20 protein-coding genes are annotated in these 23,255 nt (G+C 60.2%); 9 read left to right on the top strand and 11 right to left on the bottom strand.

What is annotated here, in order from left to right; genetic code table 11:
* Positions 1 to 21 precede the first annotated feature (21 nt).
* Complete coding sequence (locus tag FQ755_RS29540; RefSeq protein WP_313957486.1) at positions 22 to 465, top strand: universal stress protein; 444 nt, start codon at positions 22 to 24, stop codon at positions 463 to 465.
* Between the two features lie 105 nt (positions 466 to 570).
* Here the strand turns inward: FQ755_RS29540 and FQ755_RS29535 are convergent, their stop codons facing one another.
* The 9 genes from FQ755_RS29535 to mdcA all read right to left on the bottom strand — a co-directional run bounded on the left by FQ755_RS29535 (position 571) and on the right by mdcA (position 9,346).
* Positions 571 to 903: a hypothetical protein gene (locus FQ755_RS29535; RefSeq protein WP_144159340.1), complete on the bottom strand. Its 333-nt coding sequence runs from the start codon at positions 901 to 903 to the stop codon at positions 571 to 573.
* Between the two features lie 920 nt (positions 904 to 1,823).
* On the bottom strand, positions 1,824 to 2,456 hold the full coding sequence (locus FQ755_RS29530; RefSeq protein WP_144159337.1) for a malonate decarboxylase holo-ACP synthase: 633 nt from the start codon (positions 2,454 to 2,456) through the stop codon (positions 1,824 to 1,826).
* Between the two features lie 76 nt (positions 2,457 to 2,532).
* On the bottom strand, positions 2,533 to 3,465 hold the full coding sequence (mdcH, locus tag FQ755_RS29525; protein ID WP_144159334.1) for a malonate decarboxylase subunit epsilon: 933 nt from the start codon (positions 3,463 to 3,465) through the stop codon (positions 2,533 to 2,535).
* 81 nt (positions 3,466 to 3,546) lie between these two features.
* Positions 3,547 to 4,608, bottom strand: coding sequence for an AEC family transporter (locus tag FQ755_RS29520; RefSeq protein WP_260858910.1), 1,062 nt, complete (start codon positions 4,606 to 4,608; stop codon positions 3,547 to 3,549).
* Positions 4,609 to 4,711: 103 nt separating this feature from the next.
* On the bottom strand, positions 4,712 to 5,557 hold the full coding sequence (gene mdcE, locus FQ755_RS29515; RefSeq protein WP_144159331.1) for a biotin-independent malonate decarboxylase subunit gamma: 846 nt from the start codon (positions 5,555 to 5,557) through the stop codon (positions 4,712 to 4,714).
* Entirely contained in the window at positions 5,554 to 6,420 is an 867-nt protein-coding gene (locus FQ755_RS29510; RefSeq protein ID WP_144159328.1) for a biotin-independent malonate decarboxylase subunit beta, read from the bottom strand. The genes mdcE and FQ755_RS29510 overlap by 4 nt, the downstream gene beginning before the upstream one ends.
* A complete protein-coding gene (locus FQ755_RS29505) occupies positions 6,417 to 6,710 on the bottom strand; it encodes a malonate decarboxylase subunit delta (protein ID WP_144159325.1) in 294 nt (97 codons plus the stop codon). Before FQ755_RS29505 ends, FQ755_RS29510 begins: the two co-directional genes overlap by 4 nt.
* A 3-nt stretch (positions 6,711 to 6,713) precedes the next feature.
* A complete protein-coding gene (locus tag FQ755_RS29500; protein ID WP_144159322.1) occupies positions 6,714 to 7,682 on the bottom strand; it encodes a triphosphoribosyl-dephospho-CoA synthase in 969 nt (322 codons plus the stop codon).
* A gap of 5 nt (positions 7,683 to 7,687) precedes the next feature.
* The gene (gene mdcA, locus FQ755_RS29495) at positions 7,688 to 9,346 is read right to left on the bottom strand and encodes a malonate decarboxylase subunit alpha (protein WP_144159319.1); all 1,659 of its coding nucleotides are present in this window, start codon (positions 9,344 to 9,346) and stop codon (positions 7,688 to 7,690) included.
* 347 nt (positions 9,347 to 9,693) lie between these two features.
* On the opposite strand from mdcA, the gene FQ755_RS29490 reads away from it, so the two are divergent.
* From FQ755_RS29490 to FQ755_RS29455, 8 genes are all read left to right on the top strand, one after another.
* Positions 9,694 to 10,260, top strand: coding sequence for a DUF2950 domain-containing protein (locus FQ755_RS29490; protein ID WP_144159315.1), 567 nt, complete (start codon positions 9,694 to 9,696; stop codon positions 10,258 to 10,260).
* A gap of 378 nt (positions 10,261 to 10,638) precedes the next feature.
* Positions 10,639 to 12,954 (top strand): HAD-IC family P-type ATPase, encoded by a 2,316-nt coding sequence (locus FQ755_RS29485; RefSeq protein WP_260858909.1) that lies wholly within the window; start codon positions 10,639 to 10,641, stop codon positions 12,952 to 12,954.
* 193 nt (positions 12,955 to 13,147) lie between these two features.
* A complete protein-coding gene (locus tag FQ755_RS29480; protein WP_144159309.1) occupies positions 13,148 to 14,458 on the top strand; it encodes a hypothetical protein in 1,311 nt (436 codons plus the stop codon).
* Positions 14,459 to 14,905: 447 nt separating this feature from the next.
* Complete coding sequence (locus FQ755_RS29475) at positions 14,906 to 16,414, top strand: sensor histidine kinase (protein WP_144159306.1); 1,509 nt, start codon at positions 14,906 to 14,908, stop codon at positions 16,412 to 16,414.
* Positions 16,411 to 16,824 (top strand): response regulator, encoded by a 414-nt coding sequence (locus FQ755_RS29470; RefSeq protein ID WP_144159304.1) that lies wholly within the window; start codon positions 16,411 to 16,413, stop codon positions 16,822 to 16,824. The genes FQ755_RS29475 and FQ755_RS29470 overlap by 4 nt, the downstream gene beginning before the upstream one ends.
* Before the next feature lie 49 nt (positions 16,825 to 16,873).
* Positions 16,874 to 18,355, top strand: coding sequence for a PAS domain-containing protein (locus FQ755_RS29465; protein WP_144159301.1), 1,482 nt, complete (start codon positions 16,874 to 16,876; stop codon positions 18,353 to 18,355).
* Positions 18,339 to 18,986 carry a response regulator transcription factor gene (locus tag FQ755_RS29460; protein ID WP_144159298.1) on the top strand — a complete coding sequence of 216 codons (648 nt, stop codon included), beginning with the start codon at positions 18,339 to 18,341 and terminating at the stop codon, positions 18,984 to 18,986. The genes FQ755_RS29465 and FQ755_RS29460 overlap by 17 nt, the downstream gene beginning before the upstream one ends.
* Before the next feature lie 205 nt (positions 18,987 to 19,191).
* Positions 19,192 to 20,067 carry a helix-turn-helix domain-containing protein gene (locus FQ755_RS29455; protein ID WP_409937780.1) on the top strand — a complete coding sequence of 292 codons (876 nt, stop codon included), beginning with the start codon at positions 19,192 to 19,194 and terminating at the stop codon, positions 20,065 to 20,067.
* Positions 20,068 to 20,189: 122 nt separating this feature from the next.
* Here FQ755_RS29455 and FQ755_RS29450 read toward each other — a convergent pair whose 3' ends face one another.
* Positions 20,190 to 20,624, bottom strand: a complete 435-nt coding sequence (locus FQ755_RS29450) for a DUF2721 domain-containing protein (protein ID WP_144159295.1) — start codon at positions 20,622 to 20,624, stop codon at positions 20,190 to 20,192.
* A 716-nt stretch (positions 20,625 to 21,340) separates the two neighbouring features.
* A complete protein-coding gene (locus FQ755_RS29440; protein ID WP_144159292.1) occupies positions 21,341 to 22,996 on the bottom strand; it encodes a UbiD family decarboxylase in 1,656 nt (551 codons plus the stop codon).
* Between the last annotated feature and the right edge of the window lie 259 nt (positions 22,997 to 23,255).

Raw genomic sequence — 23,255 nt, 5'->3', positions numbered from 1 at the left:
AGCCGGTGCGCCCAACTTGCGCTGGAAGAAGCGCTGAAAATCGCGCAGCCCGCCGCGGCGTTTGTCGAAGCCGTGTATATCGTTCAGCATGCCATGCCGCTTGAGGATCTGAATGTCGGTTCCGGTGAGGAACCTCTTCTCGACGAAGCCGGCGTTCGAGCCGGTCGCGAAGCGCTGGCGGACGCGCGCCGGCGCTTCGATGAGCTTGGTCTCCATGGAAACGCTCGACCGATCGACGCGAATAGCGAAACCGTCGCGGAGGCGCTTGCCCGCGCTGCGAAGGAATGCAAAGCAGATCTGGTCGTGATGGGCACCCATGGTCGCCGTGGCATTCGGCGCGTGCTTGTCGGCAGCGTTGCGGAGTCCTTCGTCAAGATCGCAACTGTTCCGGTACTGCTAGTCCGGCACGCGGTCGATACCGACCCGGTGGCAACACGGTCTGTCGACGATCGCCGACTCTCCTGAGGAACCGGACGAAGTCAGTTTATCGTATCGGGTGATCCAGCCCAAACACATTGCATCGGTTCAGGCTGTTGCCGATAAACACACGGCGGTGAACCCGTCAGACGCTCAGTCTTTCACCGCTGCCAAGTAGAGGATAAGCGGGCCGTTTATGTCGTTCTTACGCATGCTTATGGAGACGTCATTGAAATCGTTGTGCGTGTCGGTCGATATGCTCGCCTTGCCGCCGCCCTCAGCGGCTGCGTTATCGACTACGGCAGGCCAAGGCGCGTGCCGATGATCGAAACGCACACCTTGGATGCCGCTGAACAATTGTACGCTATCGGCCCACGTCAGTAGAGATTCCGGAACTCGCAAACGACCGACTCCAGTTTCCAGTTCGTCGGGGCCAGCGCCCGAGCCATCAACGCGGGATGAGACAGTCATCAATGCACGCGTCAATTCCAGTCCTGCGAAGTACTGGAGCTTTTGCCGTCCCGCATTGCGGGACGGCTGCGCGGTGACTACCCTCGACGGCCTCTGCAGTCTCGTGTTCGCGGGGGAAATCGCCGAACACCAGCCGCAGACACACATCGCCGGCTGCGAGTGGCTTGCGTAGCTACGTGTTGAACTCAATCACAAACCCGGTAATACGACGAAGGTGGCCTCACTCGAACAGAGCAGTTCGTCCACACGGAGGAAGTCGATGCGCAAGAACTTGTTCATTTCAGTCTCCGTCAGACCGCCGATGCGCCGATGACGGTATCTCACAGCTCGGTGGAAATCTCGTTCCGACGCATATTGTGTAAGGCACGGTCAGGTCTTTGATAATGCGGTCCGCGTTGTAGGTCATCGCCTGTATCGCCAGCACCCGCGCTTACAAGCATTGTTCGCAGTAATTGCCCGATAGATCAGCGACTCGATACAGCGAAGCAATAGTGCGTCAACCACTGGATTCGGGTCGCGTTTGTAGATATATCCCGGCATCGGCCTCGCGACGCTTTCTGTCCGGCCTCAGTTCGTCAATCGGCAGCACCCTCCCGAACCTCGGCTCGTATGACGGCGAACCGGAAAGATGGTTGTACACGATATACGCTTCGTCGAACTGGCCGCAAGAAAGCCGCCGAGCGGCACCAAAGAACGGATCGACGTGCAACTCGTCGGTCAATACGCTGGCGGGCAAAGCCACGGCTTTTTGCCCTGGCGAGGAACCGCCATCAGCTCGTTGTCCGAGACCGGCGATCCGATTGCATCCTGGCCGTATCCTTCTTGTCGTTGTCTATCGGTTTTTGCATCCGTTTCGAGTCTGTTGCCGCCGACCATGCATCGACCTCGATCAACGTTTGCCTTCGTTTTTTGCCCTGTCTGAGTTACCCGGCAAATCAGCTATCCATAATGGCCGCCCACGGATCACTTGTCAGGCACGGTCCGGCCGGAGTTCGTAACATGACGACTTTGCGCCTCGCATATTCTGCGAGCGATATCGCCCCGTACGGCACCTCGACCAGGGCATCGACCCGACAACCCACTCGGCGGGCCTGCTCCCCGATTGCACGGTCTAGCTCCACCGCCAGCCCTACGGGTAACCGCCTGTCGCTGCGAATCACGATGTCAAGATCGCTACGTGCTGTCGCGGTCGGGATACCGCTTGCCAGTTCGTACCCAACGCTGCCGGTGGGGCCCCAATCCAGGCCCAGGCCAGCAAGAACCGGCTTGAGCCGGTCCAGCAGTTCGAGCGCAGGAACGCGAATCGTGCACGCGTGCAGCGCAGCACATAAAAGATGCTCTGGACGGATCGTCGCAATGATCGCATCGTGCTCCAGCCAAATGGCATGGCGCTCGTCGCGGGAACGCCCCCGGACACCGCCGGGCACCTTGCCGCCCTCGGACGATGCACGACGTACGACCGCAAATGGCGCCCGCTCCAGAGACTCCGCCACCCATGCCGGTGCCCCCTCCCACCTCGCCGGCAGACGCAACCGCAGGAGGTCATGGACGAGAAAGGATCCGCTCATTGCCACGCCCGGTCCGACGGACTGGCGCCAGTTACCGTCATGCCAATGGCGTACGGCCACGGAAGAAACGTTACGATCATTCGTACGACCGGGCACGTTTTGCCAGATAGACGATCGTCTCGATCGGCGTATCGGTCAGGCTACGCGCCTTCGCATCGTCGAAGGACTCGTGAATCAGCCCGGTCAACACCGTCCCCGGCGGCGATTCGAAGAAATAGCGCACACCCATTTCATACAGAACCGTCATCGAATCGTGCCAGCGCACCGTATGAGCCACGTTGGTCGACAGGTCACGTCCGATGTCCTGCGGCTCTCTCAACACGCGCGCACCGACATTCCCGACGTAGGGAATCCGCGGCCGCACAATCTCGACGCGGGCCACCGCTTCGCTAAGCCTGGCCGCGACATCGTCCATCAGCGCGCAGTGAGACGGCACACTGACTGCCATTCTGTGAGCCTTTCTCGCCCCGGCGTGCTTCGCCGCCTCGATACCCACTTCGAGTGCGGCGTCGCTGCCGGCCAGCACGATCTGTGTCTGCGCATTCAGGTTCGCGATATAAAGCGGCTGTCCGCCGGTGTCGATTTCGTCGATCAGGCGTACCACGCGGGCTTCGTCCAGCCCGACCAGCGCCGCCAGCCCGAAGCCATGCGGATAGGCGCTCTCCATCAGTTCCGCTCGCAGCTTGAGAAGCGGTAGTGCCGTTGCGAAATCCAGCGCACCGCACGCGACCGCTGCGGTGTAGGCGCCGCTCGATAACCCGGCGACCGCATCGGCTTCGACTCCCTCGGCATTCAGCGCACGCGTCACCGCGATGCCCGCGATCAGCCCCGATAACTGGACCGCGACCGTCGACGCGAGCGCCGCCTCGGTATCCAGCGTGCGCGCATCCATGCCGAGAACGGCACCTGCTTCGTCAAGGGTCGCTGCGATGACGGGGTGTGTCGGCAACCGGTGCAGAAAGCCCGGCGTTTGCGCCCCCTGCCCCGGAAAGAGAAAAGCAATGTCCATGGTGAGCCGTTCCTGTTGGGTTGAGCGCCGCTCGGCCGGCATCCGCTGGCAGATTGCCAGCGCGTTTGCATGCCTTCCAGGCTATTTCGGAGCAAGCAGCCAGATCGCAATCGACAGCGTAACAACGCTGGAGATCGAAGAAACGAGCAACGTTGCACCGGCCACCGGCGGCCGGACCCCACTGCTCGCGCCGAACACCAGTCCGAAGAATCCGGCCGGAATCGCGGTCAGCAGTGCCGCCTGACCAGCAATCGTTGCGGGGAAGTGAAAGAGTCTCGCCAGTCCGAAAACCAGCAGAGGCTGAACGATGTTCTTGACCACCGTGCCGAAGGTGACATCAGCGTCGATCTTGATCACCTGGGCGGACAGCATCAGGCCGGTCAGGAACAGGCCGATACCGGCCGTGGCCGCCGTGATCGGCCCCAATGCCGTTGCGACAATCGTCGGTAGACTGATACCAAGCAGCGCGACGATGAGGCCCAGCATCGGCCCCACGAAGATGGGCTTGCGCACCGAATGCCCGAGTGCAATCAGAAACTGACGTACCGCGGATACCGAATGGCCAGCGTCCGTCTGGCGCGCCTTGTCCAGATCGAGCAACGCAAGCGTCATTGGCGAGATAGTGACCGAGCCGACTGCGATCGCAATCGCAACCGACAGTGACGCCTGTTGCCCGAAGATGGGCAGCACCAGAGGCAAGCCAATCGATGCGAAATTCGGGAACGCGATCGTCAGCGTCTGCACCGCCGCGTCAGACAGCGACAGGCCGAATATCGTCCGGTGCATCCACCCGACGATCGCATACACGATGACGAGGCCCAACGCGAGCAGAAGCGCCAGTTGGCCATTCTGCATGATGACCGACTGCGGTGTCTTCGCAATCGAGATGAACAGGGTGAGCGGCAACGCGAACTGCATGAGCAGGACATTGAGGCTCGACACATTCTGGTTGTCGACAAGCTTACGCCTGCCGGCGAAATAGCCCAGTGCGAGCACCAGAAAGACCGGCAGCAGCGCGGTAACGATAAGGTTGAACATGCGTCTTCTCTTGATGGATTCTGGTTGGATATGGCGAGACTCCAGGCAGCGGGACCCCCACAGGCACCCATCACCACCTTCGTGGCCCCGCCACCCCTGCGCCACAGACCGGCTGGAATCCGACCGGCAAACCTGGGTGCACGGCGAAAGCTGCCCCCAGCGGCCTTCGGAACCTGTGCCGGTCCTGCCCCGTTGCTTTTTTTGCCGCTTACCATTGCTCCGCGAGGCGCTTGCGTACTTCGATCGAGGCCGCACGCGTCGTCCGGGCCTCCTTCGAGCGGTAGCGGGCCGACAGATCGCGCACGCCATCCTGTCGGATCGAGTCAAGCGCGCCGGCTAGCACCTTGCGTACCTGTTGTACCGCGGCACCATCCGGCGTGTCCGCATCAACACCCCCGATCAGGCTGTCGAGCAGGCCAAGCTTCGCGTAGTTACGGATGTCGTACGACATCGGCGGGATGCGATTGCCCAGTTCGACAAGCTGTTCGACCGTGCGGCGGGTGATGCGGGCGGCAGCGGCCTGCCCCATCGCATGGATCAGCACGTCGGGCGCGTCCAGCGCGATAATGCGGTTCGCCTGGTAGCCGTGCGCGAGAAAGGCGCCCGACATCGCATGCCCGACAATCAGCGCGATGACCGGGTGACCCGCCAGACGGGCCTGCGCATAAGCGTTGGCCGCAGCAGCACAGGCCATGTGAATGCCCATCAGTTCCTCGCGCCGTCCATAAGCCTGACCGACGACGTCGACCACGGCGACGATGGGACGGCGTTGTTCGTCGCCGCCGGGATGCGCGTCGATTGTCTGCCGAACGATGTTTGCCAGCGCCCAGCCTTGCTCAAGTCCGACCTCGCCCTGACGCGCACGGGGAAACCGGTTCGCCGGGTCGGGCACCACGGCGATAAAGCGTGCATCCATATCGCCGAGCGGCGCATCGGCGAACAACACCGAGTGACTCTGGCCGAATCCTTGCCCCGCCTGCCCCGTCAACGCATGCAACCATACGCGCCCGCGGCTCGCATGAGGACCGGTGGGCATCGTGAGAGCATCGCTCATTTCGAATCTCCTTTGTTTCCCCAAAGCGTCGCAAGCTCGACGCCGGTAAGCTGTTTGCTGGTGTCCACTTCGAGGATGCGCGGCAGATAGGTATCCAGCGCTTCGCAGCGATGTACCTTGGGAACACCTAATGCGAACATCGCGCGAACCTGCTTCGCTATCTGCGTGGCATCGTCTTCGACAAGCGCATCAACCATGCCGAGTCGCACCCGCTGTTCGCCACCGATCAGACTCCAGATCAGCGCCCTGTCGGACGAATCGATTTCCTCAATGCCCGCTTCCTGCTCGATCACCTCGGGCCCGTTCATGCCGAGCCGCGCCTCGCGTGTCACGATCAGATAGCTGCACAGCGCGGCGGCAAGCGACATGCCGCCGAAACAGCCGACCATTCCGCCGATCACGCCCACCACCGGCACATAGCGCCGCAACGCGACGATTGCCGCGTGAATTTCAGCGATGGCGGCAAGTCCGAGGTTGGCCTCCTGCAGGCGAACGCCACCGGTCTCCAGCAGCAGTACCGCACGGGTCCGGATACCGTTCTCGTTATCGCGCAGTGCCCGTTCCAGCGCCCCGGCGATCTTCGCGCCCGACACCTCGCCCATACTGCCGCCCTGGTATGCGCTCTCGATCGCGGCAACCACGGCCGGCTCGCCCTCGATCGTTCCGCGTGCAATCACGACGCCGTCGTCTGCCTGTGCCACGATGCCCTGAATCGGCAGCCATGGTGACTTAAGCCGGTCAAACGGCCCAACGATTTCCCGAAACGAGCCGGCGTCCAGCAGCTCAATCGTGCGCTCGCGCGCATCGAGTTCAATGAAACTCCTGCGCGCCAGAAAGTGTTTCCAGTCAGTCTGTGCATTCATTGCCCTAACTCCTCGACAGCCTGTTCCAGGCGCAGCAATACGACACCCGGTGTCGCGCCGAAATCGTTGATTTCAATCGCCACGCGACCATCGAAATGCGTGAAAAAGCGGTCGACGACGGTCTTCCATACCCGCCCGAATCCGTCGACGCTGGTATTGATCACCACCTGCGCTGTATCGCCGTCTACCGGCTCGATCAGCACTTCAAGGTCGCCCGAACCCACCACGCCCACATGGGCGCGACGCTTGACCGGCTTCGAAACCGGATATTCATATCGAAGGGTTTCCATTGATCATCGACTCCTTGGTTGAACGGGAATTGACAAGCGGTCATCCCGTTCGATATGGTCTAGAAACAGTGCGGCTGCAAGCAGATCGGCTGCTCCGCCAGGCGACGCGTTGTGTGTCAGCAGGTCGGCATCGAGCGCCGCCAGCCGACGCAGTCCGGCGGACGTTCCGCTGCCGCCAGCGGCCATGACTTCACTCGCACCCCGCTTGGCGACGGATAGCGCCTCTATGCCGCCGCGATGCAACAGGCACGTATCGTCGAGCAAGGCCATGATTGACAGGAGCGCATCGAGCCGGGCCGCGTCTTCGCTGCGCCCCTCGCCCCGGGCCGCCCGAAGCGCTGGCAGTGCGACCGAAACGACGTGGGGAAAACCGTCCTCGGCCTCGCCGCGCGCGCCTCGCACGCCATAACGGCGGCTGACATGCTGGCCATTCGACACCACTGCGGGCACGAACCGGTCCCGATGGCGCGCGATGGCCGCGGCCTCCGCGGCAATGACATCCGCGCTACGCTCCCGCGCGCGCGCCGTGCCCGCCACCAGCAGGCCGATCACCCAGATCGCACCGCGATGCGCATTGCTGCCGTCCGTAACCGCGAGCATCGTCTGTTCGGTCTCGCGGCCGATCCGTCCGAGCGTTTCACGCAGATGGCGCTTCGGCAGGCTCGAAGCCGCCGCATGTGCCATTGCGGTAAAGCCTGGACGCAACGAGTGTGCTGAGCGCCGCATGACAGAGAGATCGAGGTCGACATGGGCACCGCGGCCCCTGCGATCCACAAGCGCTGGCTTGGGAGTCAGCTCGGCCTCGTCGAGCAGCGCCTTCACGGCCGCATCGGCCAGTCGACACGCCAGATCTACACCCGCCTCCTTGTGTGAGCGCCGCGAGCGAGTAGCGTTCGCTGTATCGGGAAAGCCTCCGTACCCCGATGCGTGGGGGCCAGTCATCGGTTCCTGCCCGTGAATGCCGAAGTCCATGGCGATCACCAGCTGCGAAAGCGTGCGGGCGGAGCATAGAGCCCTCCGGACCAGGCCACCAGATCTTCGATGCTGCGTGCGGCAAGTAGCGAGCGCTTCGCATCCATGCGCCTGACGCCAAGATCCTCCGGATAGGCGACGATCCCGCGGCTACGCAGTTCCGCAGTGCGGCCCGGTTCGGCGCTGCGGCCGATATCCGTCGCGCCGGCGACAGCCGCGATGGCGGCGCGGCGCTCCTCGCCCTGCACCTTATAGACGTAAGCGATCCCCTCTTCAGTGACGACATGCGTGACATCATCACCGTAGATCATTACGGGCGCCACCGCCATGCCGCTGCGCTTGCCCACCTCGATCGCGTCGAGGCGCTCGACAAACGACGGTACGCCACCTGGTCTGAACGTTTCGACCGTCTGCACGACGAGCTTGTGCCCGCGCACGATCGGCGCCTGTGACGTGATCATGTCGAGCCACGGCTTGCTGCTATGACGCCGGCCGTGGGGGTCATGTCCCATGTTCGGCGCGCCGCCGAACCCGGCAAGACGCCCGAGCGTGACTGTCGAGGAATTGGCGTCGGCGTCCATCTGCAGTGTGGAGCCGATGAAAAGGTCTACGCCGTATTGGCCGGCGAGCTGGCATAGCACCCGGTTCGACCGCAGGCTGCCGTCGTGGCCCACGAAGTAGATATCAGAGCGAGCACGGATGTATTCCTCCATGCCAACCTCGCTGCCGAACGAATGGATGCTCTCAACCCAGCCACTTTCGATCGCGGGAATCAACGTCGGATGAGGATTGAGCGCCCAGTTGCGGCAGATCTTTCCCTTCAGGCCGAGCGACTCCCCATAGGTGGGCAACAGAAGCTCGACGGCGGCCGTGTCGAAGCCAATGCCATGATTCAACGCGCTCACGCCGTGCCGCTCGTAGATTCCGCGAATCACCATCATTGCCATCAGAATCTGCAGCTCATCAATGTGTCGTGGGTCGCGCGTGAAGAGCGGTTCGATCGCGAACGGCCGGTCAGCCTCGACGACGAAATCGACCCATGAAGATGGGATATCGACACGCGGAAGCGTGTCGACGATCTCATTGACCTGGGCAATCACCACGCCGTGACGGAACGCGGCTGCCTCCACGATCGTTGGCGTGTCCTCAGTGTTGGGCCCGGTGTACAGATTGCCTTCGCGATCGGCCTGGACTGCGCAGACGAGCGCGACGTTCGGTGTCAGGTCAACGAACATCCGCGCATAGAGTTCGATATACGTGTAGATCGCCCCGACTTCCAGCTTGCCGTCTTCAAGCAGTTGCGCGACGCGCAGGCTCTGCGGCCCCGCGAATGAAAAGTCGAGCTTGCGCGCTATGCCCTTCTCGAAGATGTCGAGATGCTCGGCACGGCTAATGGTCGAGATCAGCAGATGGATATCATGGATCAGCGACGGATCCACTTCAGCGAGCGCCCGGGAAAGAAAGTCAGCCTGCTTCTGGTTGTCACCTTCGAGGGCGACACGGTCCCCGGGTTTGATGATGGTTTGCAGGGCCTCAACAATACGGCTTCGATCGAGTACCTTGCCATTTGCGAAAGGCTGCGCCGCCTTGAGCCGCGCCAGCTTGCCGTCCCTGAGCCTGAACCAGGAATGTGGCTGCGCGGATAAGTCTTCACTTGCCGTCATTGTCGATCCTCATAAAGGAGATTTCGCCGGCGCGAACGCACGCAGCGGGGAGTGCCGGATAGAACGGTTCGCCGCACCGGCAACGAGGACGTTCAGGGACCGATGCCCGGCCGCGGCAACCGTACTGCGGATTGCGCAATGAACGCGATTGCCTGTGATCAAACAGATCGGCTTGCGTTGGCAACGGCGACACAGACGCGACTTCGTTCCACCCTTCGTCACGAATGTATTCGCGCCGACCCGCAAGAGATTGACTCAGGTCAATTCCAGATCCTTTCCGGAAATTAAATTATTACGGTCCTAATAATTGAAAGAAAAGAAAGGTTCAGAATATCGAAAGCCATCGATTGATTCCACAAAGAAACGACACAGAAGGTCGCTGGAATTCCCTCGCCGTCTGCGTCAATTCGATGAAGAATGCGAGAAAATTGGAAAAATATCTGCTTTATCGGACACCAATAAAAAATCAATCGGCAAATAAATTCTTGCGCGAACGACTTCATTGCTGTCTTCAATATTTGATTCATCCGAATTCTGTGTTTTCGAATTTCATTTTTCACAATAAACGTCGTATCGCCGTGCCTATGCCATGGCGATGGCGTAAGTGCAGCGGCCGTACGGTCGCTCGCCAACGAATCTGGTCTGGCTCATCCGCAGCGAAGAACGGCATCCTTCGCTGTGCGTGGCCTGAATACCTGCTTCCTGTTGATGCTGGTCAAATGCGAAGCCGCGGCGGCCCGATGCTTACTCGCACGACAGGGCCGGCGAGCCGTACGCGTTATCTGACCAGGCTTGAGAGTGAACACCAGAACGGCATCGTGGTTGAAAAAAATCGCGGCTCCGGCTCCGCTTCCATTGTGCGTCTCATGATGCAATACGATCCGGACCAAACCTGGAGCATCGTGCGTCCGTGAAGCGCGTCGGCCGGCAGGCACCTAGCCGTCCGTTCGCCGGCCAGTTTCGTTTTCGCGGCGCGCGATCGACGTCGCCCCAGAGCGGCACAAGTCCCTATCGTGAACGGCTGGAGAGTGCCACACGCGCGGCTGCGCCGATCAGTCCATGGTTGCCATCGCCGCTGCTCGCAAGCGCCGATGGATGGAACTCACAGTCGGCGTTTCCCCAGCTATCTGGGCAGCGAATTTCCCGGTGCCAACACAGTCCGCTTGACGCAAATCAATGCTCAGACGATATCGGAAACCGATCATCGCTTCGCGACACCCTTCGCACGCCGACGTTTCGCCTACCAGGCGCAACCGACAGTTTCGACCGGCCGTAGACGCCAGGAGCATGCCTTGACTGATGAACCCACCGGATTGACGAGTGCGGAGGCTCGCCTCCGCCTCGAGAAAAACGGCCCAAACGCCGTGATCGATGTTGCGCAACACCCCCTGCGGCGTGCCGCGAGGAAATTGTGGGCACCCGTCCCCTGGATGCTTGAAGCAGCGATCCTGTTACAGCTATGGCTCGGAGATTATGTCGAGGCCGGCGTCGTCCTGTTGCTGCTAGTGTTCAATGCCGCCCTGGGATTCTTTCAGGAGGGCCAGGCCCAGGCGACCCTTGATGCGCTCAAGTCGCGCCTGGCGATGGTCGCCGCCGTAAAGCGGGACGGACAGTGGACCACAGTCAACGTACCGGAGCTGGTGCCGGGCGACGTGGTGAAGCTATCCCTCGGCACCGTCGTGCCGGCGGATGTTCGACTGATCGACGGGTCTGTACTGCTTGATCAGTCCATGCTGACCGGAGAGTCGATCCCCACCGATGCTGGAGCTGGCTTCGAAACCTGTGCTGGGGCACTGGTACGACGCGGCGAAGCGGTGGCTGAAGTCACGGCAACCGGGGCGCGCACGAAATTCGGTCGGACGGCGGAGCTCGTTCGCACAGCCGTTGTGGAAAGCTCTCAGCAGAAGATCGTCCTGCGGGTCGTGCGCAATCTGGTCCTGTTCAACGGCGCCGTGACCGTACTGCTGGGCACCTATGCGCTCCTGCTTCACATGCCGTTTTCCGAGCTCGTTCCGCTTCTGCTCGTCGCTGTCCTCTCGGCGATTCCCGTGGCGCTACCTTCAATGTTCACCCTGGCCGCGGCGGTCGGCGCACGGTCGCTCGCAAGCCGCGGCGTGCTACCGACTAGCCTCTCCGCGGTAGACGAAGCGGCCGGTATCAACGTCCTGTGCTCAGACAAAACGGGGACCTTGACGCGTAACGAACTCGCGGTGATGTCCGTGCGCCCCATGCTGGCATTCGACGAGGCCCACGTCCTGGCGCTGGCCGCGCTGGCGAGCTCCGACGGCGGCCAGGATCCCGTCGATACTGCCATCCGGAACGCCGCGGCGGCAAAACCCTGCAGCGACCGTCTGGAACTGACGGCATTCGTGCCGTTCGACCCGGCGCTGAAACGCTCCGGCGCCACCCTGCGCGCAGCGGACGGTCGCACCCTCGAAGCCGTCAAAGGCGCATTCGCCATGATCGCCGGGCTGGCGCAGCCGTGTCCCGCAGCATCATCCATGGCCGACGAACTCGAGGCCCAGGGCTTCCGGGTTCTCGCCGTCGCTGCGGGGCCGTCCGGCTCGCTGGCGATGGCAGGGCTCATCGCGCTCAGCGATCCCCCCCGCGAAGGCTCGGCCGCCCTCGTTGCGGAACTCAGCGCATTGGGTGTACGCACCGTCATGGTGACTGGGGATGCACGCACGACCGCAGAAATCGTGGCAAACGCCGTCGGCATCAAGGGCGTGACCTGCACCACCACCCCGCTGCCCGACGATCTTCAGGCCGAGGCTTTCGCGATCTTCGCAGGCGTGCTGCCCGACGACAAATATCGCCTCGTCAAGGCGCTACAGCGCAGTGGACATATCGTCGGCATGTGCGGCGACGGCGTGAACGACGCGCCCGCGCTGCGCCAGGCGCAAATGGGCATCGCCGTTTCCACCGCGACCGATGTGGCCAAATCGGCCGCGGGCGTCGTGCTGACCGAGCCCGGCCTTAGCGGTATCGTCGCCCTGATCAAGGAGGGACGTACGACGTTCCAGCGCATCCTCACCTACACGTTGCGCTCCATTATCCATAAGGTCGTGCAGGTGCTGTTTCTGGCCGCGGGCCTCCTGATCACGGGCCATGCCATTCTGACACCCATGCTCATGGTGCTGATGATGGTCACGGGCGACTTCCTTGCAATGTCGTCGTCGACCGACAACGTCCGGTGGTCTCCCCAGCCGAATATCTGGCGAATTCGCAATCTGACCATCGCGGGCATCATGATGGGCGCGGTCGACCTGGCGTTCTGCGTGACGAGCCTTTCAACCGGGAAGTTCGTGATCGGCCTCGATACAAACTCACTACGCACGCTGGCGGTGGTGACGCTGGTGTTTAGCAGCCAGGCCATCTTTTATGTCGTGCGTGAGAGACAGCACCTTTGGAGTTCACGCCCGGGTCGATGGCTCGTGGCATCCTCGATTGCCGACATCACGATCATCGGCTTCCTGGCTATCAACGGCATCCTGATGACAAGCCTGCCTCTCGAGATCGTCGCCGGGGTGGGCGTAGCAGCCATCGCGCTTGCCTTTATCCTGGATGCCGTGAAGCAGGTCCTGTTTCGTCGTTTCGCGATTGCATGACTCATTCTGATATTTGCTGGTGGAAACCCTCATCCATCAACAGTGAAGACTTGCCGTGGATGGCGCCATTCGCGACCAGATCATCCCTGCAGGGACCCGGGTTGACCTGAGTCAATCCGGGTAGCAATCATTCGCTTACGATGGGTTACATACCACGGGGAACTGTGCCTTAGCCATTCGCTGCCAGGAATATATGCACTCAAGATCCAGCCTCACGCATACCGGCCACGACACTGGCTCCGACTATGTAATTTACCCGGGCACCGAGTGGTTCGCCGAAGCATTTGACACGTCGATCGTCACAGCGTGGGTAAAGGCAAGTCGCGTGCCCCACTGGTTGCGCCCTGCCTCCATCGATATCGGTTCTCCTCTAACAGCTTGTGATGAATGTCCTCACCTGCACGAAGACTGCGTCGATGGTAACGTCTGCGTCGATCACTTCGAGCGGGAAATGGCTCTCTATCGCACGGCAAGGGACACCCGACAGGAAGTGTGCGAAGTCCACTGGTCGACAGGACTTGCCAGCCTGCCCGACGTCGCGTTACAGCGGATCCGTCGAGCCATCGGCGAACACTTCGAGCTCACGCCCGAAGCCAGCTTAACGGTACGAATCGATTCTTCGGGGCGTGAAAAGGAGCCCTTACCTCTGTTGCACGAGTTGGGTGCTACCTCAGTGCATATTGGTACTGCGCGTGCGCGCGACGTCGACCATGACTTCACCCGTGAACAAGTACTTGCAGCGCGTGCAGCCGGCTTTCGCTCCATTGCGGTGGACTTGCCCATCGACGGTGCGCGCAAACCGCGGCAGATGTCGCTTGCACCCATCGATGCGGTAATCTCCTGTCGGCCGACTCGCGTCATGCTGACGCGGGAATGCGATTCAGCGATGCCCGGAACGAACTTTCCGGAGACGGTGCTGAGGAGCATCAGCGATAACCGACATCAGATAGCCGCGACACTCATCGATGCCGGCTACCAGTGTATTGCTTCAGACGTGTTCGCGCTGCGCACAGACACGCATGCGATCGCTCACGGTCGGGGCTGTCTGACACGCCAGCCCTACGGCTATTCGGCGCAGCCGGTAAGTACGTTGATCGCGCTCGGACCGGGTACGGTAGGCTACGTTGGAGCGCTGTACTACCAGAACCAGCGTCTTCCTCAGTCGTACTCGTCGATGCTTCGCGCGGGGCAACTGCCGGTCGAGCGAGGACTGTTCTTGACGCCCGACGATCTGATCCGGCGAACGATCATCATGAGCATCTCTACCAACCTGTTTGTCGACATCGCTGCGATCGAAGCCGCGTACGGTATCGACTTTCGCTCCACTTTCGCTAGTGAATGGAAGCAGCTCGAAAAACTGGAGCGCGCCGGTCTTCTCACAGTCGGGACGCAGGAAATCAGCCTCACGCCCGCCGGCCGTCTTGCCGGCGGTCTCGTCTGTCGGGTCTTTGATCTGCGCACTCGCCTTCTGGCAGACAAAATACCTAACGACGACCTGCTGTAAACGTGAATATGGCCGGCCCGCTGGGGCAAAGCTAGCTAATGGTCGTCGACCCCACCCGACACGAGCCCATCCATTTCTGACGATTTCATTACACTCACATCTGCGCGAGCAACCGCCGTTTCGTTGCAATCTCCACGACCCAACGGATTTAGTACAGGCCTTTTACCGGAAACACTTGCGGACTGGTAAACTTCATATTGATAGATTTATCAGCAATCGCTGACCCTGCCGATGTGTGGCCACGCCGCTTCAGGCGGGTCCCGCACCAGTGCCTCATCCGAAAGTCTGCGTTATCCCGGTTTTTCGCGCAATCTTGAACGTCCGTACCACAATCACGGCCCCCAACTGAAAACCGGGTGCCCATCCAGCGCCATGACGGCAAACGCCAGGGATAGGGGCTCGCTTGTCGGCTACAGCAAATCTGGCGCAGAGAATCGGCTCAACCCTATGAAAGAGCACATCCTGGAAGGTCAGACTCTTGACTGGCTTTTGACTTCCGCCACGGAAGCGATGCTTATCGTTGATCGCGACGGTCAGATCGTTCTCGCCAATCCACCGGTCGAAAGGCTTTTCGGCTATCCGCACGCGGAGCTTATCGGCCAGCCAATGGAATTGCTGATGCCCGAGCGCTTCCGGGAAACGCACGTCGCGAGGCGCACGGATTATGTTGCCGACCCGCACTCGCGGCCAATGGGCATCGGGATGGAACTGCGCGCCCGCCGTCAGAACGGTGAAGAGTTTCCTATCGAGGTCAGCCTGTCCCCGCTCAGGACAGACCGGGGACTAAGGCTGGTGATGGCGACCATTCACGACATCACGTCCCGCAAAGAGGCCGAAGAAGCGTTGCTGGAGAGCGAAGCGCGCATGCGGACGATCGTCGATACAGCGGTAGACGCCATTATCACCATCGATGAAAAAGGCCTGATGGAACGCGTGAATCCGCGTGCCGAGCGCCTGTTCGGTTACACGAGTGCCGAGATGATCGGGGAAAACATCTCCATGCTCATGCCAGCGCCTTACCATGATATGCACGATGGTTATCTCGCCCGGTACAGGCAGACCGGCGAGAAGAAAATCATCGGTATCGGCCGTGAAGTCGTCGGTTTGCGCAAGGACGGCACAACGTTTCCAATGGACCTCGCCGTGGCGGAAATGCATCTCGGCCAGCGCCGCATGTTCACAGGGGTAGTGCGAGATATCACCGAGCGCAAGCATGCCGAGGAACAACGCCTACAGCTGTTGCAGGAAATCAGCAGCGCCAACGAGGAACTGACGAACTTCGCCTACGTGGTATCACACGATCTCAAGGCGCCGCTACGCGCCATTGGCTCACTGGCGGACTGGCTGTCCACCGATTACGCGGACAAATTCGACGACGAGGGCCGCGAGCACATGCGGTTACTGATCAGCCGTGTACATCGGATGAGTGCCCTGATCGACGGCATTCTGCAGTACTCTCGCGTCGGGCGCGTCAAGGAAACAACGGTCGCGGTAGATCTCAACGTGCTGGTACGCGAAGTAGTCGATCTGCTCGCGCCGCCTGGCAACATCAAGGTAACGATAGAAGACTCGCTGCCCAGCGTCGTCGGCGAGCGGACCCGGATGCAGCAGGTATTCCAGAATCTGATCTCGAACGCGATCAAATACATGGACAAGCCCGCGGGAGAAGTCCGTATCCATTGCGCCGCAAAGGGCGATCGATGGCAATTCTCGGTGACCGATAACGGCCCGGGTATCGAGAAGCGCCATTTCGAGCGAATTTTCCAGCTGTTTCAGACCCTGGTCCCACGCGACAAGGTCGAGAGCACCGGTGTCGGTCTGGCGCTGGTGAGGAAAATTCTGGAGATGTATGGCGGAGAAATCTGGCTCGAATCGACAGTTGGAGCTGGCAGCACATTTTTCTTTACCTTGCCCATGGGCAAGCCCAGAAAACCACACAAGGGAAACGTTACATGAAGACGCCGAATAAACCGATTCTCCTGGTAGAGGACGACGAGGTGGACATCATGACCATCAGACGTGCCCTGAAAGAGATCCACGTCGTTAATCCGGTGATCCCACAGGAAAATGGTGAGCAGGCTCTGGCTTATCTGCGAGATCCCGCCAACGAAAAGCCATGCATTATTCTGCTCGACCTCAATATGCCCGTCATGAATGGCATCGAGTTTCTACAGGTGGCCAAGAACGACGACCAGCTCAAACGGTTTCCGGTCGTGATTCTCACCACATCCGAGGAGCAGCAGGACAAGGTAAACAGCTTCAATTTCAGCGTGGCTGGTTATATGGCCAAGCCGGTGGACTACCGGCAGTTCGTGGAAGTCATGCGCTCCATCGACCTGTACTGGTCCATCAGCGAAATGCCTTGAAAACAGCGTCGCGAAACACCTGACGACGCTTGCGACCGCTCGCCCGACCATGACCAAACCGCAAATTCGCATACTGCTCGTAGACGACGATATGGTGGACCGGATCGCCTGCCGTCGTGCGTTTTCCAGGGACGAGTCATATGACTTCGTGCTATTCGAAGCGGAAACCGGTCAGGAAGGGCTGCGGCTCGTCGGTCTGGAAAAACCCGACTGCATCCTGCTCGACTACCATCTTCCAGATCAGAATGGCCTGGAATTCCTGGCGGCGCTGGCCAACGATTCTGGAGAAATCGCCATCCCGGTCATGGTGCTGACAGGCGGCGACAACGCCGCCGTAGCTGCGGCGTTGATGCGAAGTGGCGCACGGGACTACCTGGGCAAGGACTCCGAACACCAGTATCTGAAACAGCTTCCCGCCGCGATTGAACGGATGCTGCGAGCCCAGCAGATGCTGGAGGAAAAACGTCAAGCCGAGGCCAAGTTTCGCATCCTGGTCGAACAGATTCAGGCCATCACCTACATCTCTTCCATTGGGGAGTCCAATTCGCTTCGATACATCAGCCCGCAAATTTCCATTTTGGGGTTTTCCCCGCAGGAGTGGCTGACGGACCCTGGCCTCCATGCGAGACAGATCCATCCGGACGATCGCGCCCGTGTGCAGGAAGCCATGGTCGACAGCCTCGCGGACAGTCATCCACTGCGCGTCGAATACCGCCTGGTAGCCAGAAACGGCGAGGTCTTGTGGTTTCGCGATCAGGCGCAGGCAGTTCTCGACCATTCGGGGCGACCACTTTTTCTCCAAGGAATTCTGGTCGATATCACACAGAGCAAGCTTGCGGAGGATGCACTGCGGCAGTCGCGAGAGGCTTTGCGGTCGCTTGCCGCGCATCAGGAAATGATCAAGGAAAACGAACGCAAGCGTATCGCTCAGGAAATACATGACGAACTTGGCAGTCTGCTGACCGGCATCAAGGCATACGTATCCGTCTCCGGCGAGCGGGCAGTCCAGGCAGGCATGCCGCAGGATCCACTGTTGACCGATGCCGCCCGTCTTTGCGATGAGGCCATCGAAGCGGTGCGCAGGGTCATTACCGACCTCCGTCCGAGCGTACTGGACCAGCTTGGTGTCTGGGAAGCATTGGAATGGTACGCTAACCAGATAGAGATGCGCTCGGAACTGATGTGCGAATGCGCTATCGACGCCAGCGCAGTGTCGACGCCCATCGATCCTGAACGCAGCACCATGCTGTTTCGGATCGTGCAGGAGACGTTGACCAATGTCCTGCGCCATGCGGAAGCGTCGCACGTATCAATTCACGCAGCGCAGCGGGACGGTGAAATCGTTGTCGAAATCCGGGACGATGGCAAAGGTATCGAAACCGCCCATCCGCCTGAGCGTCAGTCGTGGGGAATTCTGGGGATGCGCGAACGTGCACGGCATTTCGGCGGTGAACTGACGGTTACAGGTCAGACGGGAATGGGTACCGCCGTAGTATTGCGACTACCCGTGGAGCATGGAAGTGGAAGCTGAACCGATCAAGGTATTACTGGTGGACGACCATACCGTTGCCCGCAACGGAGTCCGTCTCATGCTCAGTTCGGCGAGCGAAATTCGCGTTGTCGGCGAAGCCGCAACCGCGTCGGATGCGCTACGCCTCGTACGTGACCAGAACTTCGATGTTGCCTTGGTGGATGTTGCGTTACCGGGCAAGAATGGCCTTGACCTGCTCAAGTCTTTACGCGTCGCTCAGCCCGGGCTCGCCGTTCTGATTCTCAGCACCTATTCGGAGGAAATCTACGCGCTGCGTGCGCTCAAGCTGGGTGCTGCCGGATATCTCACCAAAGACAGCCCGACCGCTACGCTGATCGCGGCCGTACGGAAAGCCGCGACCGGAGGCAAGTACGTGAGCCCTTCCCTCGCAGAAAAATTCGTCGGCATGATCAGCGGGCAAAGCGTTGCCTCCCACGAAGCCCTATCAAATCGGGAACTCGAGGTATTGAAGTTGCTCGCCCGCGGCGAAAGCCTGATCCGGATTGGCGAATTGCTTCACCTCAGCCCCAAAACCGTCACAACCTACCGTACGCGCATTCTCGAGAAAATGGGACTTGCCAGTAACGCGGAACTGACCCGCTACGCGGTCGAAAATGGTCTTCTGGTATAGCTTCGTCCATTAGCTGCGTGGCTGCCCGCCATTTGTAGGGGAACACCTACAAGAATTCATATTGATCCCCGATGGTGGGCACCATGCATTGCGCAGACAATCGTTTCCATCAAGAGATGTTCCGGCCCTCGGCAATGAGTGGGCCTGCCGCCCGCAGGCCTCATTGCCGATCCCCTCCGCTCCCCTCCCTTGCTGGAGAAAAGACATGTTGAACAGCGTAACCGATCAATCCGCAGGTGCGCGTTCGCGCGGCTTTGAAAATCCGTCACTGCAGTTCATGCCGATCGACGCGAGCCGCATAGGTTTCTCCCGTCCGGCGGTATTGCGGGCTGCCGTTGAGCCGATCCGGCAGAACGACGTGGAAATCGCCCCGTTCGCCGTACCGCACAATATTGCGGTCAAAACCGAATGTGCGCAATGCAACACACGTGATCTTTGCATGCCGGCCGCATCGGGAACGAAAGGTCAGGACCAAATGAAAGGGATCTTCGGAAATAACCGAAAGGTCCGGCGTGGCGAGGCGATATATCGAGCAGGCGACACTTTCCACAATCTGTACGTCACCCGGGCAGGCTCTTCCAAGACGATCGTCATGCATCGCGATGGCAGAGAGCAAATCACGGGCTTTCAGATTACGGGAGAGTTTCTGGGTATGGAGGGAATTGTGACCGGCAAGCATACGATCGACGCCATTGCTCTCGAAGACAGCGTGATGTGCGCAATCCCGTTCAAGGCACTTGAAACGTTAGCCGAGCAGGACAGGGAGTTCCAGCGTCATCTGCACAAGATCATGAGCCGGGAAATCGTACGAGAGTCTGCACTCCTGATGCTGATGGGCAGCATGACCGCCGAAGAGCGCGTGGCGGCATTCCTGCTGAATCTGTCCAAACGATTTCAGGATCGGGGTTACTCCCCTACTGAGTTCCATTTGCGAATGACCCGCGAGGAAATCGGCTGTCACCTCGGTCTGAAACTCGAAACCGTCAGCCGGATGTTCTCGAGGCTGCAGCAGCGTGGGCTTATCGACATGCACGGCAAACAGACAAGAATTATTGACATCAAAGGACTCGACAGCATTTGAGGGAAGTCGGCGCCTGCAGGCATTCCGGCCATGACGCGACGGGACTCCGCAACGTCGCAACGCGGGTCGATGTAGGCAGACGTAGGCGCATCGACGTGTACGCCATTTTCCGCTGCCCCGCTTTAACCTGGTTTCGCATTCCCGGCGATGTTGCCGGTAGCCAAGGCAATTTCACGAAGAAAACACAATAACCCGGAAGTCAGCGCAATCATCGCCACGATAAAGAGTAGTGATATTGTGCTGGACGGGTCCCGGCCCAGTTCGGACCCGACGAACAAAGCAGCAATCACGATGCAGATAAACAGGGCGCACGTGGTGCAAAGAATGATAGCCCAGTGAACCCACCGTGCCCTGCGCAGCAGGACCTCCATTTCAGATCTATGCGCGATGCGCATCTCCTCGCCGCTCATGTCCAGTGCGCGGATGCGGTCGATAACGCGGCCGAGACGTCCCGAAATGACGTTAAGGATCGCGCCTACCCCAGTAAGAAGAAACACGGGAGAGACTGACTGCTGAATGGCGTGAGCGACCGCGATAACATCGTTCGTAGTTTGCATCGATCACTCCTGCCACATCAAGATTGGTTTGTCGCCGCGATTTCCGAACATGCTGTCACTGTTACATCTGCGTCCCGAAGACCGGCAGCGCAACAGTGGATCAACCCGCTCGCGCAACAGGAGCACTCCAGAGCATCAACGACCGCTCGGCCGCACGGAACGCATATCCGACTGCGTGGTATGCGCTATCGTTGCATTGATGATGAACGATAGCGACCGGGTTCCCGCGGAGCCGATATTCCACCCGCGCGTCAAACAGGGCAGACGGGCATCGATTCGTGCTGCGGCGCTCGATCTCTACACAACAACACTCGATCTCCGGATGCAGCTTTCGCACCCGTTCTGCATACTTCCCGACTTCCTTCGTCAGCTCGCTCGAATAAGGTGTATGGCTAAATCTCACCAAGGTAGGTCGCATGATTAACCTTTACGCGTAGATATGGGTCGGCATATGAACCAGTTTGCTGCTGGAGCTCGTCGAAGCACCTGACATGGGTCAACGAACCGGACATACCCTGGGGCTGGATGCCTGGACCTGGTGTAGCGTTAGCGTCGGAACGAAAGGCCGGCGGTCAGCAGATAGGTGGCATCGGTTCGCCGCTCAGCCAGTCAACTACGCGCTGTCCTCCACCGCGCGTGTCCATCTGGATGAACCGGTTCGCGTCTTCTACGACGCGGCCAGTCCACGCGGCAGCGCGCAAGGTTTTGGTCACCTTCTATTTTGCGCCGTCTGAGGTTTCAACCGTTCGCGCCGGTGTCTCCGGCGTCAGTCCACCACGGCGTCGCGCCCACGTGTTGTCGCCGTTCTTCGTCCAGTCGCCTGCCACGGCGTTGCGCGCGAAGTCCTCCCAGATGTCGTTCCAGTCACCCAATGAGTAACCGTGCCACGGCGACCGCGGGCTGAGCACGGGCAATCCGAGCTCCTGCCACAGCGTCCGGGCTCGCTCCATGTATTCACGCCCGGGCAATGCAAGAGGCGCCATCGGGTATTTGAGCGTCGCATCGATCAGCATGGTCGAGTCCGCGTGCGCCGGTCCTGATTTTGGTGAATGCCCGGTAGAACGGTAGGGCGCGATGTGCACGTCTTCAATCGGGTTACAACGATAAGCCAACGACCACATCACTGCATCGGTATGGTCCGGCTCGATATCCTCACTTACCGCGATGACGAGCTTGCCGCAATCGGCCAGCCGCGCGGCGGTGCCCTGCAACCCTCGCCAGATCTCGCTTTTCGGTGAGTCATTCGAAAACTGGATGAAAATGATAGGCCGCAAGTTGCTCAGTGGTTCGTGCATGACCACGCGGCGCACGCTCTTGAGCGACAGGTGGTCGCACAGGTGATTCAAGAACAGCGGCTCCATCGCCAGCTTTTTGATGACGCTTGATTCGCTCGGCGAGACCTGGCTGATCATGGACGCAAAAACCGGTTTGTGCCTGTGCGTGATAGCGGTCACTTCCATCGACATATTGAAATCCTCAAGGGCGACGTAGCCGTTGCTTTCGCCAAATGGCCCCTCGGGCTCAAGCAAGTCGGTGTCGATCAACCCCTCAATGACGATCTCCGCATCGGCGGGTACCTCCAGGTCGACCGTCACAGCCTTCGTGGTCCGAATCGCGCTGCCTGCGAGAGCCCCCGCCACCGACAGTTCATCCTGATCGATCGCGAGCTTTTCCGGACCGGTGTACATGATTACGGGGGCAGCACCGATGACGATGGCGCACGGCATCCGCTCCTTGCGCTCACGATATTTGCACCAGTGAAGATACCCGCCCGCACCGCCGATGAGTGATGACATACGCACGCCCAACCGATCCGTGCTCTTCAAGGCCGCCCGATAGGTGGCGATGTTGCGCACCCCGCTGTCGGGATCGGCCGTCACGCACAAGGTGGCAGTCAGATAGGGAGCCGAGTCGAAGCCCGGTGTGGAAATTGGCACCGGAAGGGCAGCCAGGCCGCCGCCAGGCCGTCGAAGATCATCGCCCTTGATGATCACCTCCTGACATGGGGCATCGGTGACAGTAACCGGTGCGATCGGGTTACCGAGGGCGTGCAGCCAATCGATACCGATATCCGCGACGGCGCGCTCCATTCCCATCGCATAAATCCTCGGCGACGCGGCGAATGCGCCGACCACGACCGGTATGTCATAGCGACGGCCGGACGAGTCCACCACGTTGGTAAAGAGAAAGGCTCGACGGCCATCCTCGGGAATACCACCCAGGAACTGGCAACGGACCAGCGGATGCAACTCGGTGTCCTTGTTGATCTGGCGCTCGATCCGGACAAGCAGGCCCTCGGCCTCAAGTGCTGCGAGGTGGCTTTGAAAATCGAGACTCACGTGTGTGCCTGCCTGCAACCCGGCGTGGTCCATGTCGCGAATGCTCCTTTCATGTGAATGCGGCTTCGATGCAAGTCATGCTACCCGGCAACATGAGCACGCGCAGTCAACAACATGTCACCCCGGACCAAGTTAGCACGCTCAAATTACATCTTGCGGCGTCCGATCGGAAGTTTTCAAGGTAGTTGTCGCCTCGCCGCATAAGATTTACGCTGCTTTTCGCTCTTGGTGCCGGGGTTGCGCGATGGCGCTGTTTTGTTCAGCGTGATCGGGATTCAGATGCACGACATGA

This window comes from Paraburkholderia sp. BCC1885, from assembly GCF_900996235.1.
In the GTDB taxonomy this organism is placed as follows: Bacteria; Pseudomonadota; Gammaproteobacteria; order Burkholderiales; family Burkholderiaceae; genus Paraburkholderia.
Note: the sequence above shows the minus strand (reverse complement) of the source record. Positions and strands in the feature narration are given on the sequence as shown.